Origin of the sequence: Apilactobacillus intestinapis, from assembly GCF_049166695.1 — a bacterium.
Taxonomy (GTDB): Bacteria; Bacillota; Bacilli; order Lactobacillales; family Lactobacillaceae; genus Apilactobacillus; species Apilactobacillus kunkeei_C.
On record NZ_JBMHFD010000002.1, the window covers coordinates 97,669 to 123,099 of the forward strand.

At 41.4% G+C, this 25,431-nt stretch carries 1 protein-coding gene; it reads left to right on the top strand.

The genetic code is table 11. From position 1 onward, the window contains the following. Positions 1-23 precede the first annotated feature (23 nt). The gene (locus ACOMA7_RS02560) at positions 24-25,091 is read left to right on the top strand and encodes a DUF5776 domain-containing protein (RefSeq protein WP_421391756.1); all 25,068 of its coding nucleotides are present in this window, start codon (positions 24-26) and stop codon (positions 25,089-25,091) included. Positions 25,092-25,431 lie beyond the last annotated feature (340 nt).

The following is a 25,431-nucleotide window of genomic DNA, read 5'->3' on the forward strand; positions in this document are numbered from 1 at the left end:
TCGTGACAAGAGGGGCGATATGTATGCAATATAATAAAAATCAATTCATAAAATCTAATGATAAAAAGATCATGAAAAAGGTAAAGAAACAATGGGTAGTAGTATCCATTGCGACTTTGTCTGTTTTGGGTGCATCCGCTTATGGCATGAATAGTGTTTCTGCTAAAGCTGATGACAACACACAACAAGTGGTCCAATCAAATAATAATAATCAAAATAATTCTAATTCTGGCAATAGTTCTGATAGCAATAATTCTAATAATTCAGGGGATCAGTCTGCCCAAAATCAATCAGACTCTAATAATAGTCAACAAGGCGATGGCGATTATCAATTAACTAACCGTGATGGAGATAGCTCATCAAACACCACTGACAATACTAATAACTCAGCGCAATTCAGTCAACAAATCAGCCAAGGTGCTTCTGATGCTTATAACAACAAGGGAAATAACGCAGTGAACTATAGTGGCCAAGCCCAAGACTACTACCAAGCTGGTTATGCTGGTGCTCTTAGTGCAATGAACGCATACAGCACTGACACTAAAGGCCAAGGTACAGGTACTCAAGATACAACATACTACGGTAACACCCCTAATAGGCCACAAGGTTACACTGGTAATACTTCAGACGGTGCCAAAGGTGACACTGGTGGTGTTAACAACACTACCAACCAAGATACTGGATCTGGTAATAACACTTCATACACCTCAGCTCCTACAGATGGTACTCCACTAAGTTACAACACCCCAAGTAACCCTAACCAGGGTGGTGCTGATGATACTCAAGCTGGATATGCTTCTGCTCAAAATTACCAAGACACACTTTTAAGAAAATTAAATCAAACCACAAACCGTAGTGTGCAATTCACTAATGGTTTTACAATTAATGTTCCCACTGCAAATGACGTTTTAATCACAAATGATAGGAACAAGTACGCCCAAAAAGCGGGTCTAGCTACAGCATTCGATCAAGGGGTGACCTACGCCTTGACTCAACAAGGATATGCTGATGCCGAAGCAGGTAAGTGGACAGGTGTTAAGGGGGATGGAACTTCTACATCATATGACTTCTATGACAACGGCAATACGGATTTACATAACTCACAAAATCCATACGACTTGGCATACATTGGTGCTAAGGATGCCATTAAGGCACAATATGATAGTAAGAACAACTATCTAAACAATAACTTGCCAAAGGCAATCACATCATCTCAATATGGTTCAGCTTATGTTACTGGTTTTAACGATGTTGTAAAAAACATCAACCAAGGAGTAGCTTATGTTACCAACTCTAACCAATTTGATGCTGTAATGACTAACGGTCAAGCTAACTATACAACTGGTGGGGGGACTCCAGGTAACGTTAAAACTGTAAAACTAGCAGCTGATGTGGACTTTACCGGCGCACCATTTAGCATTGAAAATAACAACACTTACAACGGTAATCCTGGTCCATTCACCGTTGATGGTCAATTCCACATGTTGGATATGCACGGTGTATCATATAGAGTTAATACTGCTTCTCAAATCAATATTCAAAATATTCAAGCACTTTATGGATACAACTACTACGGTCCATTTGCGCCTGCTGACAGTAGTCAAACCCTACACTACAAGAACATCAACTACATTGGTTCACAATTATTGAGTGCCACTAGCAACGATACCTATTTTGCTGGTAACGTTAACGTGTTGGTACCTCAAGATACTTCCAATCCAACATATTACTCTCCATTTGTTGGAAGCAATGGAGTCGTTGTTGAAGGTGGGGGGAATCAAGAAAACTTGGAAATTAAAAACTTCATTCTTGAACCAAATGCTAACTACTTCGGTACAGTTGCTAAATCCATTGGTGCAACCATAATCAACGCCACCGGGAATGTTACTCTAGGACAAGGTTCTAAGATGACATTGATTCCACGTGGTCAGAGTAATGGTCAAAGTACATTTGATGGTGGTGACTGGGGAATCTACTTCTATAGTGGTGGCCAACTAAACGTTAACAAAGATGCTACACTAAACATTATTCCAAGTTACTCACAAAATGGTGGTAGTAACTACGCTGGTGGTGGTATTGCTACTAATGGTTCAACTACAATCAACGTTAATGGTGGTGCCATTAACTACATCGTAGATTCTATGCAACCGGATGTTTATAACCAAGTATTCGACTTTAAGGCTTACACAAACGTGAACGTCTTAAATGGTGGTTTAATTCAAATTAAATTAACTAACAACCCTGGACAAGCCGCTGCATTTAATGGAATTATAAACTTTGCTGCCGGTGGATCAATGAACGTTGGTAACCGTGGGAATCTAGTTGTTACTACAGATAGTACCGGTCAAAGAATGATTCCATTCTATGGTAATTTGAATGTAAATAACGTCGGTGCTAGTCACGTTATTTTAGCCAAAAACCCAAGTACAGGTTCATTTAGTAATAATGCAATTAGTGCATACACCGTATCAGTTGATAATAAGCTATTCTACTACTTCAATTTACCTTCTGGTTCAACTAACTACACTGGTATCGACAGCTCCGGAAATAGTGTTTCTGGTAAGATTACCGATCCTAATCGACTAGAAATTGGTGATGTTCCATCAGTCTCATTCGTTGGTCCAGTTACTAAGACATTAAACGCAGACGGAACAGCTGTGGTGACTGCATACGCTAAAGTTGCCAAGTATGACCCATCCAACGGTCCAATCTATGTCGGTGTATACACTGGTGGAGATTCAACAATCGTAAGAACGCCAAGTAAATTAATTAACAATCCAAGTACCAACTCAACAATCACAAATGCCAATGCTCCAGCTGATCCAAATCAATACTCAGCTACTCAAGCATTGTCATCAAATTATCAAGATGGTCAAGTCGTACCAATAACATTTACCATCCCTAAGACTTTGGTAAACAATTCATTCGTTGGGATGAGACTTACCTATGGAATCAGTTCGGTTGTTCAAACTACTGATGGTACAACATATACGAATACCACTGAAGGATACAACAAGGGAAGTAACGGAAAGGTTAAGTACGACAGCAATGGGGCTATGCAAACTAGTCAAGGTAATGTTGCCCAAACTAATCAAGGAACTACTGATGGTATCAATGACTCCATCAACGGTAACGGTAACGCAAAGGCTGGTCGAACATTTAATGTCCAAACCAGTGCTGATTACTTGAGTGGATACGATGGTGCAGTGGCTGGTTACAAAGCATTTGATGCAAGTAACCCTGACGCAGACTACACACAACTAGCTAGTTACAATAACTCTGCCAACCCAGCAGCATTTATTCAAGGATACCAAGAAGCTTCATACTTGGCTGGTGTTACTTATGCTAGAAATTCTGATTTAAAAAATTTAAAGAACTTTAATAATCCAGCTTTCACTCAGGGGATGAATGATTATAAAACCACAGTTAAGGGTTCATCTATACCTTCCTATGATTCAACAAAAAATATCAATATAGCAGGCTTCCCACAAGTTGGTATTCAACAAGCAATTAATGATAAATACGCTATTTATTATTTCACCGCAGATGAAAATGTTGGATCTTCAACAAAAATTGGTAGTTTTAACGGTCAACAGTATAAATATATCCAATCTGCAAATCTTACTGATATTATGTCTTCATACTTATCAGTAGCAATTGGATTCAATAATGCTTTATCACTTTCTAATCCATCTGATCCTAATCCGGATGCTAATGCAAATTATGCAGAAATCTACGGATTTAACCTGGGTAAATCATTAGTAAATGGTGCTAGATCAAGTGTAAAACCTTCACAAAGTCCTTCTGTAAATAAGGATGATATCCCATTTTTAGGTGCTGGAGATGTTGGTTTTGCCTCAGCACAAAGTGGGTTTGCTGCCGTTCAACAAGCTGTTAACTCTCTTAATGGTAAGGATATAAGAACGCTTAAAGAAGCCCAAGCAACTAGTCCAGATCAATTGAGCTCAGACAATTATCAAGGTGACGTTACTGTTTATAAGCAAGCAAAATTTGGTGCTTACCAAGCACTTCTAGGTAAGTCAGATGCTGGTCTAAACCAACTTCAACTAGCTGGATACATTAAGACCATTGGTCCAATTGCTAGTGCAAATGCAATTAGAGACTTCCAAAATGGTTTGCCTCAACCTTATGCTCAAAATGATACGACTGTTCTTGCAACAACTTATCGAAAAGCATATGTACAAGCTCAATCTGCTTTTGCTCAAGGTCAGAAAGACGGTCTTTCCGCAGTTTTAGCTAACGCAAATGCAAGTCACACTGCAAGTGATAGTGCTGCTAACCAAAGCAGTGAACCAAGCTCATATAAGCTAGGTTACCAAGCTTCCGTTGATGGTTACAAGGATGGTTCCGCTGGAACTAACCCAACATTAACTAACAAGGACACAACTCAACCAGCTATTTACAACTCTGGTTACCAATTTGGTATGAATGAAGGTCGTCGTACTGCTGGTGCTAACGATTATGTAAATAACGCTATTAGTACCGCCGTTAAAACTACTGATGCCAAGTACGCAGACGGTATTTCAGCTGCTACTCAAGGTTTTAACGATGCTTACAGTCAAGCTCAAGTTACTCAAAACCCAACTACTACAAGTACTGATCACTCTTACGTAATTGGTTTTAATGCTGGTCTTCAAAAGTACGCAGCATACGTTCAAGCTCAAAAGGACGCTCAAGGTTACATTGATGGTGCCAACGCTTTTGCTAACAACCAAAAGCTAACCACTCCATCTGGGCAAACTGCTGCTTATCAAAGTAACTACGCTGCCGGTTTCAATGCCGCCAGTGCAGGTTTGAACACTGCATTAACTAACTTAAACAAGACAAACAAAGATTTAGGAATCGAAGATGCTGGAACCTACACAGCCGACACTGCCGGTGCCACTGCAATTGGTTACTATGCATTTAACGCGCAAAACGTAGGTGCAAAGCAAGCATTCCTAGTACTTGATGCTCAAGGAAAGAACATCACATCACAAAACAATCCAACAGTTGCATATGGAACAGCCGTAGACGCATACTACGGTTCTTTGGCAAACCTTCAAGGAACTAACTACAATGCAACTAACGATACAACTGCACCACTATACCAAGCACTACGTCAATTCATAGATGCTCGTGGTAACAAGCGTTACGCTGATGGTTACAACGCATACCTAGCAGGTAATGCAACTCCAACTAACGGTTTCGGTATCGCTGGATACAACGACGCCAGTGATGGTTTCAACCAAAAGGCAGCCCAAAACGGTGCCAACGTTAACTCAGCTGGATACCAAGCGGGTCTAGCTCAATACCAAAACTTCCAAGCTGGAGTTAATGCTGCAAACGCTGATGCAAGTTCAGAACCAGCTAACATTTCTGGTAACACTGATGCTAACGATGCATACAACGCAACTGTTCAAGGATACAGTGATGGTGCATACAATCCAAACTCACAACAAACAACAACTACTCTTACAAACAAGAGCAAGATCTACAAGTTGGCCTACAACCAAGCATTGACTACTGGTCAACAAATTGGTACTCAAGCATACAATGACTTGGTATATGGTCGAGTAACTGGTGCTACTACACCACAAGACAAGGGTGGTAAGACATTAGCTTACTACGCTGTTATTAATGCAATTCTTGCTGGTTTCCAAGACGGACTATCAGGTTCAAGTAGCAGTAACTCACCACAATACCAAAATGGTTACCAACTAGGTCAAGCTACTTACCAAGCAGCTATTAACACTGCTGCCAACATTTCAACAGCAATGCACGTCAAGAACGACACAAGCTTGCCAACTAGCACATACGCTAACAATGATGCAAGTAATGCCGTAATCGACGCATACAACGATATGTTGAGAGGTACTGGTCAAAACCAAAGTGACTTGAACAAGGATAGTATTGTCTACAATGCTTTCTACAACATCCTATTCAACTCACTACAAACTGAATACAACAACGGCCAAAGTGCATTTGATAACCAAACTCCATACACTGGTGCATTCAAATACGATAACACACCAGCATACAGTGAAGGTTACTTGAACAAGGCACTTGGATTCCAAGCTGGAATCACTGGATCAACTTCTGATGATGATATGACCAACTACAAGAACCAAGGTTTCATCACCACTGGTCCCGCATTCCAAGCCGGTCTAGCAGAAGGTAAAGCTCAAGCACAAGCACAAGCCTTCCAAAACGCTAACAACCAATCAACTCCAGCAACCACAGCAAGTGACGATGTTACCCAAGCTGTCTTCGACGCATTTAACGATGTTAAAAACAGTGGGGTAACCAAGACTGCTTTAGATGGTAAATCAAGTCTATACAAGAAGGTTTACTACATTGCCGCCCAAGATGCCGTTACTGCTTACACTAACGGTGCAATTGGTTTTGTTAACGGAACAACTAGAACCGATCCTAACAATCCAAACAACCTTGATGGTTTTGCTTACCAAAACGGTTGGGACAAGGCTAAGTCCGGTCTATTGACCGCATTCAAGGCTAACAATGCTAAGCCGAGTGAAAACGCCCAAAGTACAGGTTATGTATATGGTAAGAACATCTACGCTGGTGCCATGGCTTCAAGTCAACCGGCCGATACAACTACCACTGCCTACAAGGGTTACGTAGCCGCACAAGCTGCTTTGAAACAAGCTAAGGATGACTCAGATAACGACGTTAAGGTTGATATTAACAACCTAACTATTCCGACTGGATACGATAACGGTCAAACAGAGGCGTACAAAGCAATCTATACAGGTGCATACTACCAATATCTACAACAACCAATCCCAACTGATCAAGATAACGACCTGAGCGAAAATGCTTACAAGTTATCCAGAGAAACTAACCAAACGCAAATTGGTGCTAGCGACTTTGTAAACGGTAAGCCTCAACAAGAAACTAATAATGAATACATTGATGGTTACAACATTGCCAAATCTGGTTACCAAGATGGTTTGATCAATGGAACAGACCAACAAACCCAAATGGAAGCCGGTAAGACCAAGGCATACATTTCTGGATACAACGCTGGTGCAAACAAGCATGATAGTTACGTTAAAGCTGTCAATGACCAAGCTTCAGATGGCAGTCAAACCTACGCCGGTGCAAAACAGGCATTGGATGACTACAATAACGCAACTACTGATGAAGCCAAGAACGGTATTTCTGAAAAACAAATTAGCGACAGCGTTAATGCTGAATACGCTAATGCTTACAACACTGCATTGAGTCAAGCCAGAGCAAGTGCTACTCAAGGTGCTAACGACTTTATCGGTGGTCAAGGTCACGCAAGTCTTCCATACAGCGAACCTCAAAAGATTTACGATCAAGCATACAAAGACGCTCAAATTGGTTTCCAAGACGGATTAACTAATCCAAACGCAACCGGAGCCAATGCTAGCCAAACTGCCGGAATCCAAGCTGCGCAAACTTACTCAGCTGGATACCAAAAAGCATTATTAGATGCTCAATCTGGTAACCTAAATCCTAATGCGCACCCAGAATTAGTTGGTTACAAGGATGCTATCCAAGCAATCATCGATGCTAATAACAACCAAGTTAACAAGCAAAGCACTTCAGCTGTATACTCAATTGCTGCTTCTCAACAATTAGGTATCAACGATGCAATGACTAAGTTGGCTCAATCAGCATCAACTGCTCAAAATCTTGGACCAAATGATGCGGTTAATAATAACCAAGTCTCAAGTGATAGCTCATACAAGACTGGATACAACGCCGTCTTGGATGGTTACCACGACGGTAATGCAAGCACCCAAGGATCAACTGCTAATAAAGATGCTTCTCCTGACAAGAACAACCCAGCTTACCAAGAAGGCTATGCCCAAGGTAATGCCGTCGGTAGAAAAGAAATCGGTGCAACCGACTTCTTGAAGGGTAGCGCAATGGGCGCAGAAGATAATAACTACGAAACTGGTTATACTGATGCCCAAGCAGGTTACTCCGATGGAATTAGTGGTGCTAACAACGCCAACGTTTCTAAGGAATACAACCGTGGATATGCAGTAGGTAAACAAGCCAAGGCTGACTACCAAGCAGCTGAAGGCAAGGCCTCACCAAGTGCAAGCGACTCTACCTCAGACACTTACAAGGGTGTTGCTGACGTAATCGCTTCAGTAAAACAAACGGGTGGATTCTCTCCAATTGCCGTTGATTCAAGGCATACTGCGGTATACGTAATGGCTTACAACAAGGCCGGAAATGACGCTATTACCGCTAGTGAAGAAGGTCTATCAGACTTTAAGTCTGGTCTAGTTGCAAATCCAAGTAGTCAATCAACAGTTGCTAACCAAGCTGTGTACCTACAAGCTTATAACGATGCCACTGCTGGATTTAAGGAAGGATTAAGCACAACTCCTACAAGCGAACCAGCTAATCCAAATGCCAAGGCCGGATACGACATGGCTAAGTCCGTTCAAAAGGGTTACCAAGACGCTATGAACGACTTCTTAGCAGGTAAGAGAGATATCAATGCTAACGCCGAACCAGGCTACAAGGACACTATGGGTGCCTTAGTCGATGCTCAAAACAACACAAGAAACACAACTAACACATCACCACTATACGCAGTGACATACTCACAAGAAGTCGGTGCTAACGATGGTATTAACGCTGTGAAGAACGATCCAAACACTTCAAGCGATACTTCAGTTCCAGCTTCTCGTCAAAACAGTGTTAACGCTAGTGCTTACCAATCAGGTTACAAGGGTGCCGTTGATGGTTACAAAGACGGTGCTGCAAGCACTAAGGGTGATTCAACAAACAAGAACGCTAACCAAACAACTGAAGGCGACAACGCAATTTATCAAAACGCCTACAACCAAGGTAATGCTTCTGGTCGTCAACAAGCCGGTGCTAATGACTACACCAAGGGAACTGTTGATCAACAAGTTAAGCAATCAGACAGCAACTATGCAACCGGTGTAAACACCGCTGCTAGTGGTTTCGAAGATGGTAAACAAGCGGGTCAAACTTCAGGCTCAGTTCAACCAACTAATACTGACAGACCTTACGTAACTGGTTTCAACCAAGGGGTCGCTACTGCTAGTGGTTCAAATGCTGCGGTTGCTTCTGGTAACCAAGATGACTCAGGATTAACTGGGGATGCCAAGAACGCTTACTACGGTACTAAGGATGGTTACCTACAAGGTGCCAACGCCGGAAATACTCTTTCAACTAAGCCTTCTGACAACAAGGGTGCAGATACTCAATCCAACTCATACACTGCAGCTCAACAAGATGCATACAACGATGCGGTCGCTAAGGCTAACTTAGGTGCACAAAACGCGTTTAGTGGCACTAAGCCAGTTGCTTACTCAAGTTGGAACCCTGAACAACAAATGGCATACGATACTGGTGTGCAAAATGCTCAAGATGGATACAACGAAGCACAAGCTAACATCCACGCAACAAAACCAAGCAACAACGGTACTAACATGGTTAATACCTTCAATGGTGCCAAGGCTGGTTTCGCAGATGGAACAGTCGGTGCAACCCGTGACATTTCAAGTCAACCAGCTGAATACCAAGCTGCTTACAACAAAGCTAGAGCAGCCGCAATGGCCGTTGCCAAGCAAGGGGTCGCAGACTTTGCTGCAAATGGTAATGATACTAAGTATGGCGCAACCGATGCTTTAGGTAACGCTGAAAGTAAGGGCTATCAAGCTGCATCACAAGGTTACAGTGATCAAGACTTTAGTGGTGCAAGTCGTTCGAATACTGATCCTTCATACCAAGCTGGTGCCCAAATGGATAAGGATAAATACAGTGGTATTGATGATGCCAACTTTGATCCAACTCAAGGTAACTCATACAAGGGAAGTGCCGCTCAAAAGGCAGCATACCTTGGTTTCATCGCTGGATACAAAGATGGTGCAAATGGAACAAGTGACAACATTCAACCATCTGATCCTACACAAGCTTACGTATACAATGACGCATATAAGCAAGCCAAGAAGCAAGGTTCTCAAGATGCTAGAAATGGTGCTAATGCATATGTAAATAACACAAGCATTCCTCAAGGCAACAGTTTATCTGCTCAAGCTAAACAAATTGGTTATGCTAAAGCACGAACTGGTTTTGCTGATGGACTAAACAACCAAAATAACAGTAACAACGCATCATACAAGACTGGTTACCAAGCTGTTAACGCTGCTAAGATTGGTTTGGCAGAAGCAGAAGCGGGCAACAAGAATTCACAAAGTACTATTAGTGATTTGAATTCATACAATGATGCTCAAACTGCTTACAATGACGCAAGCACAGCTCTTGCAAGTAACCCAGATGACACATCTGTTACACAAACTAATAAGTCTGCGGCTTACCAATATGCTTATAATCAAGCAAAACAAGATCTAAACGCTCAATACAACGCTGGTAAGCAACAATTCTTGAACAAGTACGCATTAGGTACATCTAAGGCTGATACAAGTTCTGCTAAGTCAAACCAAGGCATTAATGCAATTAATCAAGGTTTCAATGAAGCTGTTAAAGGTTTCAAAGATGGTATGAATGGGGCAAATACTCCGACATTATCAACAAGTGCTGCCACTGCAGGATTTGCTGAAGGACAACAAGCTCTAAATGCTGTTAATGAAGTAACTGGTGGCCAAACTACTCCAGATTCTGGTAATAATGATTCATCATATCAAAAAGCGTTTGCTGCAGCTGTTGCTGCAAAGACTGCATTTGATATGAACCCAGACATCCTAAATATGGTTCCATCAACTGATGCTAACGCAAACAACCCAGTATATTTACAAGCATACAGTGCAACTGTTTACACACTTTCAACAGCTTACTCAAATGGGGTACAACAACTTCTAAGTGGTCAACCACTTCCAGATAACTCCTCAACTGAATACACTGCAGGTTTCAACGATGCCAACAATGGTTTCGATAACGCATTAAATGGTCCTAACTATCCGGATACTAATGCATATGGATACGTTACTTCCGGTGCTCAACAAGGTCTAGCCGTAGGTCAAAGAGCATTGTCTGGTTACAACGCCGCAATGCAAAACAACACCACACCAACAGCCGATTCAGTTCAAAATGACGCTAACAGTGGTGCTACTGCCGGATATAAGGATGCAATTTCAGGTTCTAAGCAAACTGATGCACAATTAGCACAAACTAGTTTGGCATACAGAAAGTCATACGCTAAGGCTTACGATGACGTTAAGAATGCTGTTCTAACAGGTTCAACTAACTTCGTAAGAGGACAAACTCCTGATAAGTCAAACAGTCAATACTCCAAGATCATGGAAGGATACAACTATGCTTCCCAAGGTTTTGAATACGCTAAGAGTCATCAAAGCAAGGACACAACCGGTTTAACAGATGATCAAAAGAACAACTCTTCATACATGAGAGGGTTCTATGCTTATGTTGACGCTGTAATTGGTTACAACGATGCACAAAATGCAACATCAGATACTGCTCCATATAACGCTGCCTACAAGGAACAACAACGTGGTTACGAAGGGGCAATTGATGGATACAGAGATGGTAAGAACGGAACTACTCAATATAATAACAATGAAGTCTTCCCATCCTCACGTGTTGCATACGACCTTGCATACCAAGATGCCAAAGCTAAGGCCACTCAAGGTGCAATTGATGCAATGTCAACCAATCCAACAACTGATACTTCTCAATTCAAAGCAAAACAATTAGATGCATATCAAACAGGTAAGAACAATGCGGTTACTGGCTATAACCAAGCTAAGTCAGACCTATCCGTTTCAAATACAAACCCATACAGTGCTGGAACTGACTCATACAACACCTTCAATGGTGCTCATGATGGTTTTGTAGCTGGAATTAGCGGTAATGGTGTAATTCCATCTGGTAGTACTTCCGTATATGTTGCTGCATATAAAAAGGCACAATCAGAAGCTAGTGCGAATGTAATGAACGGGGTTGCTGACTTTGCTAAGAATGCTGATGATACAAGTAAACAAAATCAAACCGATGCCACTAATCAAGCTTTATATAATGGTTATAACAATGCTAGTGAAGGATATGAATCCCAACTAGGTGGTAATGCAGATAATACCAATACTAACGTTGCTTACAATGCTGGAGTTCATATGGCAATTGATAGAGCAAATGGTATTAGTGCTGCTATAGCTAACCCTAGTGCGACGGCTTCAGGTTCTCCAGCACAAGTGGCTGCTTTTAATGCAACTATTGCCGGATACAGGGATGTAATCAATGGAACTAATAGTGGTCAAACTCCTAGCTCAAGTGATGCACCTCAAAGCAAGGTATATGGTGATTCATACGCTCAAGCAATTTCAACTGCCACTGCTAGTGCTAATAATGGAGCACAAGCATTCGTTCAAAATACGGGTCAACCAACAAGTGGTAATGATTACAATTCAATCGCTACACTAGCCGGTTACACCCAAGCTAAGAGTGGTCATGATGACTTTGCTACAGGTAAGACCCCACAATCAACTACTGCTGCATACATGGCTGGCTTTAATGCTGCCAAATCAGCAGCCAGTGGACTATCTGATGCTGAAAATGCAACTAATAGTGGTCAAGGAACAGCACAAGATGCTAACGCATATGGTGATGCTCAAATTGCATACAACGATGCATTTAACTATGTCACTGCTCATCCACAAGATACTTCGAGTCAATCATTTTCTAATAAATCAACTGCATACAACGATTCCTATAATGCTGCTAAGACATACCTACAAGGTCAATATGTTGCAGGACAAGACCAATTTGTAAATCAATACGCAAATGGTAATGGTTCTGCTAGTCTAAGCGGTGTGGCATCAACTCAAGCCCAAGCACTGGTTAACCAAGGATTTAATGACATGTTAAGTGGATACAACGAATCCATTAATGGCAATAATCTAAACGGTACTGCTAGTTCATCAGATAACCCAGTCCAAAAAGCTGGTTTTGATGAAGGTCAATTAGTATTGAAAGCGGCAAATCAAGTTGCTAACGGTAATACAACAGGTGATCAGAATAGCGATGCAATTTATCAAAAGGCTTTAGCTGCAGCAAATGCTGCCAAAATAGCTTTTGATGCTAATCCTGATGTATCAGATGTCGTTGTTGCTAGTGACAGTAACGCTTCTGTTGTTCCATATGTTAATGCTTACAAGTCGGCTGTGGATCAAATGAAGTCTAATTATCAATTAGGTGGTTCACAATATCTAAGTGGGCAAACAGCTTCATCTACTGCACCTAGTGAATTAATCCAAGGCTATAATGATGCTAAGTCAGGATATAGCTCTGCAATGAGTGGTTCTCTTATCGCTGCTAATTCCACAAGTGGAGTTCAAAACGGTTTCAATCAAGGACAACTTGTTCATGCGGGATATCAAAATGCGATGAATAGTCAAGGAAGTGCAGGAAGTCAAAATCAACATCAAATTGATGGATACGATGGGGCAAATGCTGGTGTTGAAGCTGTAATGACAGCCAGTGGAAGTGTTCAAAATGATGATCAATTAAGGGCTGCCGGTAAGTCGTTTGACTATATTAAAGCTTATGATAAAGCAGTGAATGAAGCTCAAAATTCCAGATCTATCGGTGCTAGTGAATATCTAGCTGGTCAAAGTAAGCCAACTGGAACCACACAAATTGAACAATCTAAAGCAAATGGTTTTACTGATGCAAACAAGGGTCATGATGCAGCTGCCAACGGAACTACAAATGATCAATTAACTCCAGCACAAAAGGCTAATAAAGAATTTATGCTTGGATTCAATTCCTACTCAGATAGTATGAGTGGATATAACACCTATGAACAAGGTGGTAATTTAGGTTCCAGTGCAACGCAAGGTCAAAAGGACTCCTTTGACGGTGCACAAGATGGATATTTGGCTGGCCCTAACGGTGGATCGATTCCTGACATGACAGGGAAATCACCAGCTTATATTGATGCTTATAAGAAGGCGTTTGAAAAAGCTAAAGAAATTGCTAACCAAGGTGCACAAGATGCAATGACTGGTCAAAATAACAGTCAAAGCAATTGGAGTGCCCCACAAAAGGCGGCATATGATGCTGGAAAGCAAAATGCTACAAATGCTTACAATGCAATTAAGGGTAATGTTAAGGCAGATAATAAATATGCTGCATCAACAGATGCCTCTGAAGCTTTTGAGGGTGCTAAAGCTGGATTCAGTGCAGGAACTATTGGTTCTAATGATGACAGTATCTTAAACGGAAAATCAGAAGTCTTTAAAGATGCATATAAAAAGGCTAAAGCTGAAGCTCTTAATGCTGTAAATCAAGGTCAAGCTGATTTCCAAGCTGGAAACATTAACAATGCACCATCTGGTAAGGATGCACTAAGTGTCGCTAGAGCTAATGCTTTCAATCAAATGCAAAAAGGTTTTAATGATGCTAATGCTAACCCTCAAACTATTGATGATAATAATCATGATGCCTCATACCTAGCTGGAAAGAACATGTCTGAACAAGTAAAACAAGGAATTGCCGATGCTAATACCAATGGTTCAATTACTGACTATGGTAAAGACGGTTCAAAAACACCAGCGCAAGTTGCTGCATACAATGCTGCTGTTAATGGATACTATGCATCAGTTAATGGATACAAAGATGGTGCTAATGGTGACAAAGAACACAGTAATCCAATTAATCCATCCCAAGCTGCTGCCTATAACTATGTATATCAATTAGCATGGAATAATGGTGGTCAACAAGCTATGACGGGTGCTAATAACTATGAGAATGGTATTGCACGATCAAGTGATGAAGGAATTCAATCACTTGCTCAAAACATTGGTTATGATGATGCCAAACGTGGTCATGATGACTTCTTAAATAACCGTCAACCAACTGGTAATGTTACTCAGGCTTATACTATGGGTCGTGACATGGCCAAGGCTGCTCAAGATGGATTAACAGATGCTATCAATGGTCAAAACAATTCTAGCCAACCAGGTGCATATAATGATGCACAGCAGGCTTATAAGGATGCTGCTAACGCCGTTTCATCCAACCCAGATAATCCAGCAGGACTACCAGCAGGCAAGCCTGTTTCATATCAAGACGTATACAACAAGGCTGTCTCAGCTCTACAAACTCAATACCAAAATGGTGCTAACCAATTTGGTTCTCAATACTCCAACGGTAAGAGTACAGCTGATGAAACTTCAGTCAATTCAGATCAAGCTAAAAAACTATTGCAACAAGGATTTGAAGAAGCTAATGCTGGTTATCAAGAAGCCATTAACGCGGCTACAAATTCAAATGGTACTTTGAACCTTAACGTTCAACCAAGTTCTACTGATAGTAGTGCAAAGAAGATTGGATTTAATCAAGCGATAACAGCGTTGACTGCGGCACAAAATGTGGCTAATGGTGAAATTCAACAATCACAAACTGGTCCAATGTATAATACAGCGTTTGAAGCAGCAATGGCTGCTAAGCAAGCATTGCATAATAATCCTGATGCAGCTAATACACTTTCACCATCAGATCCTAATAATAGTAATCAGGTTTACAAGGACGCTTATAGCGCGGCTATAACACTAATTAAACAACATTATGCCGAAGGATTTAGTGATTATATGACTGGTAAGACTGCACCTACTGGTGACACTCAAGCTGACATCGATGGTTACAACAATGCTAAGGCTGCTTATGCTCAAGCATCGAAAGATCAACCATTAAGTGGTTTGACTTACCAAGATGATAAGAGTCAACAAGCATATGCTGCTGGTCAAAAGGTTGTTAATGGATACAAAGATGCATTTAACAAGCAAAACGAAGATGACACTAAGGATTCAGGTGACGCTTACCAAGCAACTAAGGATGCTTACAATGATGCAAATGCCAACACTAAGCGTGATTTGAGCAAGTCATCATTAGACTACGTCACTGCATACAACTACGCTATGAAGATGGCAAACGATGCAAGAAATTATGGTGCGCAAAGCTATGTATTAAACAATGATTACAATCCAAGTGGATCTACTCTTGAAACTGACGCACAAAAAAATGGTGCCGATGCAGCTAAGAGTGGTATCGATGCAGCTCAAAATAACCAATCAACCAATGCTTCAACTGATACAGCTTACCTAATTGGTTTCAACTCACTTTCAGGTGCAACCAATGGTGCTGAAGACGCGAGAGCAAAGAAAACTGCTCAAACATCAGAACAATTGAAACAAGCAAATCGTGATCAAAACTTTATTGATGCATACAATGATGGTTACAACGGTACTGTTGCCGGATACGCTGATGGTCAAAATGACAGTCCAAAAGCTGACTTGAGTCAACAAAGACAAGCATACAAGGATGCATACAACAATGCATACAACGATGCGAAGTCAATTGCTAACCAAGGTGCATTGGATCAACTTGCTGGAAAGAACAACCCAAGTGGTTACAATGCTTTACAAAATGATGCATACAATGCCGGTCAAACCAATGCTGCCAATGCTTATGCATGGGCACATGACGACGTTAATAACAAGAACAACTTCATTAATAATTCAGATGCTTCAGACATCTTTAATGGTGCTCAAGCCGGATTCGCTGATGGAAAACTAGGAAATGTTGCTAACGTTACTGCACAAACTGCTGTATATCAAGCTGCATACAATAAAGCTAGAAGTCAAGCTGGAGCACAAACAGTTCAAGCAATTAGGGACTTCCAAGCTGTTAATGATACAACTTACAAGGCTGACCAAGGTAAGAACGATGCAGAATCAGTTGCTTACACTAATGCATATGACCAAATCAAGGCTGGTTTTAATGCTCAAATTGGTCAAACTGCAATGGTAGATTCTACTGGCAAGGATTCATCTTACAAGGCCGGTATCCGTATGGCTAAGGATGTCCAACTAGGTATCTCAGATGCTTCGAACAACCCAAGTCGTACAGATTACGTTGGTACTGATACTCAAAAGGCTGCCTACGCAGCAACCCGTGATGGATACCATGACGGTAGTTACAACAGCAATACCACAATGGACTCATCATTAGCTCCACAAAAGTACGCATACGATTATGCATACAAGTTGGCTAAGGCTAGTGGTTTGAATTCAGCAATTAACGGTGCCAATGTTTACATCCAAGCAGATGCTCAAGTTCCAGCTGTTAGCGCAGATGGCATAGCACAACAAAAAGGTTATAATGATGCGCAATCTGGATATCAGGCATACTTGGATAATCCAAGTGGTAGTCTTGATAATAGTCAAACACAAGCATATAAATTAGGTTATGCTGCCGCTAAAGAATCGAGACAAGGTATTACAACATTTAATGGTTTAACTAGTCCAAATTCGGCAACTACCGATCCAAATACTAGTGCAACGGCTAATGAACAAGATGGTTTCAACGGTACCCGTGATGGTTATTTTGCTGGAATCTCACGTTTGCCTAAGCAAGTATTTGATACTAGTTCTAGCCAGTCTCGTGCTTATCAAGATGCATATAATGCATCATATGATGCAGCAAGAAGTAAAGCTCAGTCTGGTGCCATTGATCAATTGAGCGGTGCAAATAATGTACAAACTAGTTGGGTTCAAGCTGATAAAAACGCATATGCTTATGGACAACAAATTGCATCTAAAGCGTACACTGATGCAAATAGCAATCCTAACAACACTAACTACACAACTGTCAATGATGCCAGCGATGCATTTAGTGGTGCGAATGCCGGATTTGCGGATGGTACATTAGGAAACAACAATTATCCAAGTGATACAACTGCTAAACCAGTATACTGGGCAGCTTATAAGAAGGCCCAACAAGCTGCAATTAATGCGGCAATTAAGGGTGTTCAACAATTTGCAGCCGGTAATTCTCAACCTGATAGTTCAGGTCAAAGTGATCAGGTATCTAACGCTGAAAACTATGGATTTAATCAAGCTCAATCTGGATACCAAGATTTCTTTAATGATGGAACAGCTAATAGTACAAATGTTTCATATATGTCAGGATATAAGTTAGCTAATGATCAACAAAATGGTATGAATGATGCTCTATCTTCAAACCCAACATATGATGATTCTAAAGCTCAATACAGTAAGGATGCTTATAAAGCAGCCTTTGATGGAACTAAGAACGGTTTTGTTGATGGAAGTCAAGGTAATACAGCACACATCAATCCTGAAAATTCAGGTCAAAGTTTAATTTATAATTCAACCTATGGACTTGCTATTACTAGCGGTAAGTATTGGTCTCAACAAGGGGTAAGCGGCTTTATTAATGGATCTCCTGATGATCTAAATAATAATGTTCAATCTAATGCATACCATCAAGGTTTTGTTGATGCATCTAATGCTAAACGCGATGCATTTGCTAACTACCCAGGCACTAGTTCCTCTGGAAATACCAATTACCAACAAGTATATGCTGGATACCATGATGCAATTGATGATGTTGTAAATGGTAGAGCACAAAAGCAAATCTCTTCACTAGATATGTATTACCCAGCGTACGTAAATGGTTATAGATATGCTACTAAGTTAGCTACTCAGGGGGCAAAAGACTTCTTGACTACTGGAACACAAAGTAATCAAGCTTCTGCTGCTGAAAATGCGGTATATCAAAAGGGATATCAAGATGCATCCAATGCTTACACAGCTGCGGTAACTGATCCTAACCAAACTGAACCTGCATCATATGTTGCAGGTGGTAACGCTGATAATACATTCAATGGTGCGGCTCTAGCATTTAATGAAATAGCTGTCGGAAGTACTGACTTAGGTACAAATGGCAACACAAATCCAATATTCATCGCTGCTTATAATAAGGCATTGAGTGAGGCTAAAACTTATTCAGATAAAGGTGCGATTGCGTTTGGTAATTTGACTAGACTAAATGATGTAGTTAATACAGTTCATAATCAAATTGCATTTAGTAATGCTTTAGTAAGTGGATATATCACTGCTCAAAGTGCATATGCTGAAGCTCAAGCTAACTTGAATGAAAATCACAGCACTGATAGTACTTATGATCAAACCTATCAGGGTGCTACAGCAGCATTCAAAGCCGTCATTGATGGCAACGAAAGTGACACGCATGCTAAAGATAACAAGTCTGCAGTATTTAGTGCAATTTATGATCGAGCACTTAGTCATGGGATTGCCCAATCTAAGAAGGGTGCCATTGCATTTGCTAAAGACAAGAAACAATCGGCTAATGATACTGCTAACGCAGCAATGTATAACAAGGGATACACCGATGCACAATCAGCTTATGCATCTGCGCAAACTAATCCTAACCAAGCTGCACAACACACTAATAACACGAATGTGGACAATGCATATAACGGTGCCGCTGCAGCATTCAATGATGTAGCAAAAGATACGCCAAATGCTCACCAAGATAATGATAGTGCTGTTTACAAAGCTGTTTATGATAAGGCAATAGTTGAAGCTCAACAAAATGCCCTTGCCGGAGCTAATGCTAGACTAACTGGTGTAAACCTTAACGATGGAATTAAGAACATGAGTACTGCTTCTGCTCAAAACGCTTATACCACTGGTTTCCAGGATGCTGATAAAGGTTATGTAGCTGCTCAAAATGATATGACACAGGCTAGTGCTCATGGAACTACAAGTAATGTTGATAGTTCATACCGTGGAGCTGCAGCAGCATTCAATGATGTTGTAAACAACACCATCAATGCTGGTAAGAACGCCGATAGTAGTTCTGTATATCAAAATGCATACAATTTGGCATTGGCAGAAGCCGTTGCTCATGCCAATGATGGTGCTCAAGCATTCTCTAATGGTCAAACATTGGCTGATAGCTTGAAGAACCTACTAAACGATTCTGCAAAACGTGCATTCACAACTGGATTCAACGATGCTAAGAATGCTTATGCAGCCGCAACTGCTAACCCAGCAGATACCACTCATACTAGTCAAAGTAACTTTGACGAAACATTCCGTGGTATTGCGGACGCATATAAAGCTGTAGCAAGTCATAAGTCATCAGATGCTGGTAAGGCTTCAGATACTAACAAGGCTTACACCGCTGCATACAACAAGGCATTCGCAGAAGCTACCAAGTTTGCTCAAACCGGTGCAATTGACTTCGGTAAGAGCGTCGATGCAACCCTTGGTCGTACCCAATTTGGTAACAACCAAGCTGCAAAGACTGCTTACACCACTGGATACAATGACGCTAAGGTAAGTTATGCTAAGGCACAATCTAACCCAGGTGATCAAGGTAACCACACAAGTCAAAGCAACGCTGATGAAGCATACAATGGTGCTGCCGCCGCATTTAACGATGTTGCTAACAACCAAGCTGGTAAGAATGCTACAAATGGCAACTCAGTTTACGCATCAACTTACGCTCGCGCATTGAACGAAGGTAAGGCAATCGCAAGTAAGGGTGCTCAAACTGCACCACTTGGTAATGACGCTGTCAACCAAGCGCTTGCAGTTTACAAGAACAACCAGGCAGCTCAAAAGATGTTCAACACCGGTGTAACCAACGCTAACGCTGCTTACGCTGATGCAAGAACCAACCCTAACAACACAATCGATCACAACACTACAAGTGATTACGATGAAGCTTACAAGGGTGCTGCTGCCGGATTCAATGATGTCGCAAGTGACCAATTCAACAGTCAATTTGCTAACGATAGCAACCCTGTATACCAAAACGCTTACACTAAGGCTGCAAATGAAGCAACTGCTTATGCAACTCAAGGTGCAATCCTAGGTAACACTGGTAAGCAAATTACTGATGGTTTGAATGGCTCAACTGACCAAGCTGTAATCAACGCCGTAACTTCTGGTTACAACGATGCTTACACTGGTTACGTTGCAGCTATCCAAGATCCAAGCAAGAACTTCAACCATACTTCAAATAGTAATGTCGATAAGTCATACAGCGGTGCTGCCGCAGCATTTAACGATATTGCCGGAAACAATGGTAAGGCTAGTCGTTCAATTAGCTCGGATCCTGTATACACAACTGCTTACGACAAGGCATACGCACTTGGTTTGCAATACCAAAACCAAGGTGCCGCTGATGCTGCTAACAATGTCGATGAACAAACTGGTATCAATGCTTTGAATGGTAACCAAGGTTTGATTGACGTATACGACCGTGGTTACAGAGATTCAGGCGATGGTTACAAGCTTGCTCAACAAAACAGAAACGACCAAGCTAACCACACATCAGACAGTAACTCCGATGTATCATACAACGGTGCTGCTGCTGGATTCACCGACACAATCAACGGTGAAGTTGGTAAACATCAAAACGATAACCAAACACCAACTTATCAAAATGCTTACACTCGTGCTGTTAAGGAAGCCCAAGCACAAATCCATCAAGCAACACTTGATTTCAACAATGGTTTGAATAGAGACACTCAAGCTCAACAAATCAGTGCTGGCTCTGACAAGGATGCTTACGTAACGGGTTACAACAACGCCAGTGACGTATACAAGAGCGTCCAAGACTCAGGTGAAAACGATGGTAAGCACACATCAGACAGTGTTGACGATGAACAATACCGTGGTGCAATGAACGCATTCACAGATGTCATCAACGGCACTCCTGGAGCTAACGCTTCAACTGATAGTGTGGCTGCTTCTGAAAAGGAAACCACAAGTGACGTCTACACTAGTGCTTACGCTAAGGCTCAAGTCGAAGCCACTCAAGATGCCTTGAATGGTGCAACTGCCTTCATCTCACCAAACGCCGCTGGTAATGCACCAACTGCTGCTGGTAAGTTGAAGGCATACGACAAGGGTGCAAGTGATGCACAGGATGCTTACGAATTAGCTCAAAACGATAGAACTCAAGGTTCAACTCATTCAACTGATAGTAACTTTGATGTTGTCTACACCAATGCTGTTGCTGGTTTCAATGATGCTATCAACGACCCATTAGCACCTGCTAAGAGTGGCAATGACCTAGCAACATTGACTTACAACAAGGCATTAGCACAAGCTAAGCAATCAGCCCTAAACGGTGTATTGGCATTCAATAACGATGACCAAGATGCTGCATTGGCTAAGGAAACTAAGCCAAGCGATCGGGATGCATTCAACGTTGGTTACAACCAAGCACAAAGTGGTTTCACTGCTGCTGAAATCAACTACTTGGATGCAGCTCATCACGACACTAACTCTTATGCTGATCAAGTCTACACCAATGCTGCTAAGGCATTTAAGGATGTTAACAACAGAACTGGTCAAGTTAAGGACAATGCCGCAAACGACGTTGCAGGATCTGCTTACAACAAGGCCTTCAACGAAGCATTCACCATCGCAAACAATGGTGCTGATGATTCAGTTAAGGGTGTAGCACAAGCTACTAATGTTGCTCAATATGCTGGTAAGAAGGCATTAGCTGATGCCTACAACGCAGGATACGATGATGCAACTAAGGCCTACGCGGATGCTGAAAATGACCACAGTAAGGCAAACGACCATACTAGTGATAGTAACTACGATCGTGTCTACCGTGGTGCCGCACTTGGATTTGGTGATATTATCAACCATCAACCTGGTCAAAACGCCAAGGTTGATTCCAACAAGGCATTTGTTGATGCATACAACAGAGCATCACAACAAGCATTTGAAAAAGCTCATGATGGTGCTATCGATGCCAACGGTCCAAAACAAGCTCATCAATTGAACATCAACGCCGACAAGCAAGCTTACCAAGTTGGTTTCAATGATGCTACCAACGGATACAGCGAAGCTCAAGGTAACCCTGATGATAAGTCTAAAGCCGATGAAACAACCAATGCTGGTCTAGTATATGCCGGTGCCGCAGCGGCATTTAACGATGTTGCGGATGGCAAACCAGGTGAACATGGTCAAACAATCGCTGATCTTGTTTACCAAAATGCTTACAACAAGGCATTGACTGAAGGTAAGGCTAATGCAAATAGCGGTGCTACTGCATTTGGTCTTGGTCACACACTAAGTGATGACACTAAGCAATTTGCAAGTTCTGGCGCTAAGGTTAAGGACTACACCAAAGGGTACGATGATGCTCAAGCTGCATTTGCTGCAGCCCAAAGTGATGCTAGTCAAGTCGACCAACACAGAAGTGGCAGTGATTACGATGAAGTCTACTCTGGTGCTGCAAACGCCTTTAACGACGTTTCCAACCACACAGTTGGTCAACACAGAAATGACTCAAATAATCCAGCATACGTTGCCGCATACGACAAGGCATTAACTTCTGGTCAATCAAACACCCAAGATGGTGCTTTGACATACTTGACTGATAGCCAAGATTACGACCACAAGATGGATTCATTCGCCACTCAAGCTGAAAAGAGTTCATTTACAACTGGATTTAACGATGCTAAGAAGGGTTACGAATTAGCACAACAAAATCCAATGCTTCAAAGTCATATTGATCAAAATGATCTAGATGACACTTACCGTGGAGCAGCTGCCGCATTTAACGATGTGAAGAATGGAAATGCTGGACAACACGCTAAGAGCGAAGATAATCCAATTTACCAAAAGGCATACGACAAGGCATTAGCTGAAGCCATGAATTCATTCACCGATGGTGCTAACGAATTCAATGACAACAAGCCAAACTCTGCAAGTGGTGTTGATGCAAATAGTCTAGACCACAACAAGGGTTACCAAGATGCTAAGGCACAATACGAAAACGTCTTGGTAAATGGCGATGATAACCTTCCTGACAATGCAAATCCTGCACAAAAGATTGGTTACCAAAAGGCTAAGTCAGTCGTAGCCGGAATTATCGACGCAACTAGTGGTAACAAGCAACAATCAGATGATCCAAACTATGTATTGGGTTACAATTCTGCTCAAGCCGCATTACGTGATGGTCAAGCATTTGCTCAAGCCAACGGTAAGCTTGATAATGTAAATGACATTCCAGTTCCTGATGGATTAGATCCAGATGCATATCGTCAAGTATTTGCCGGTGCTTATGAAGGTTACAAGACTGGTGCAGGACTACAACCTAAGAAACCAAGTCAAAATAACCCAGCATTCGTCAATGCTTACAACAATGGTTACAACAAGGCTGCCAGCGTTATTCCAGCTAAAGAAGATTACCTATACAATAGTAAGAAGACTGACTTCGACAGCAGAACCGACAAGAGCTCGTATGACCAAGCATACAAGCAAACCGGGGATGGTTTTGCTGATGGAATTAAGGATGTCGGCATCAAGAACCCTGATTCTGGTTACTACGTAAATGGTTACAACGCTGCCAAGATTGTGATTGCCGCAATGAAGAAGGCTAAGACCAACGCTAAGTTGACTAACCAAGAACTAAAGGCTCTAGGTGGAGTAACTTACGTCAATGCCTTTAACGGATACCGTCAAGGTGTTAAGGCAGCTCAAGCAAGTGCTCGTACCCACAAGAAGTTAACTGCTAAGCAATTGGCTGCTAAGGGTGAAGTATTCGCATACACTTACAAACAAGGATTCAAGATTGAAACAGCTCATCAAACTAAGATTGGTAAGAAGTCCGGAAGTGCCCGCGCAATCAAGCGTAGTCCAATTCCAATGAGTATTACCAAGAACCACTCAGCAGCATATGCTAAGGCATATATTGCAGAGTACAAACGTCAATTCAAGGCTCACATGCCAAGATATATTTACAACGTTAAGACTATCTATAGTCACAGAAGAACTAAGTTCTCCAAGGGTTCTAGAATCATCAAGTACAAGTACTCAAGAAGATACAACGCCCACGTATTCAAGGTTATCGGTATCAAGTACTACAAGAACCGTGTACCAAGATATGTTGTATCTGGTGGTCGCCTAGTTACTGCCGGTCAAATGGTCCAAGATGCATATTACCGTGGTGATACTGCTAAGACTACTAAGAATAGTGGCAACAAGAAGACTAAGAACAAGCCAATGGTATTCCGTGTAATTAAACCTACCGGTGCATTGATCCATACAAGTAAGAAGTACAGCAAGCACAATGTAATCAGAAGAGTTCGTCAAGGACAATTGATTCACGTTGTTAAGGTTGTTAAGTACTATGGATTGACAAGACTATACCTAGGACACAACAGATACTTTACTTCAAACAAGACCTTCGTTAAGAAGGTAAGATAGTCGAAAAAAAGACCTAGCAATTTTTGCTAGGTCTTTTTTTAATCTAATTTATACAGTTTGTTTAGCGTTTTTTAAGTTTTCCTTAAGGTTGAGCTTGATAGATTAACTAAAGGTTATAGTGGTAGTAGAATGAAATTGTGAAGCTTAAGGACGTTGATTTCATAGGCATTTAACCAAATTTAATCGACAATCAGTTTTGTCATTCACAAGGCATTTACGTGAATATTATGTTCAAATTTAAAGGGCTTCAACTTTTGAAATTGGTTAATTTAGTTGTTCTGTTTGTATAAAACACTAAATTAAAAATCCAGAGAGTCAAAAATAATGGGGAGGGCTTTCT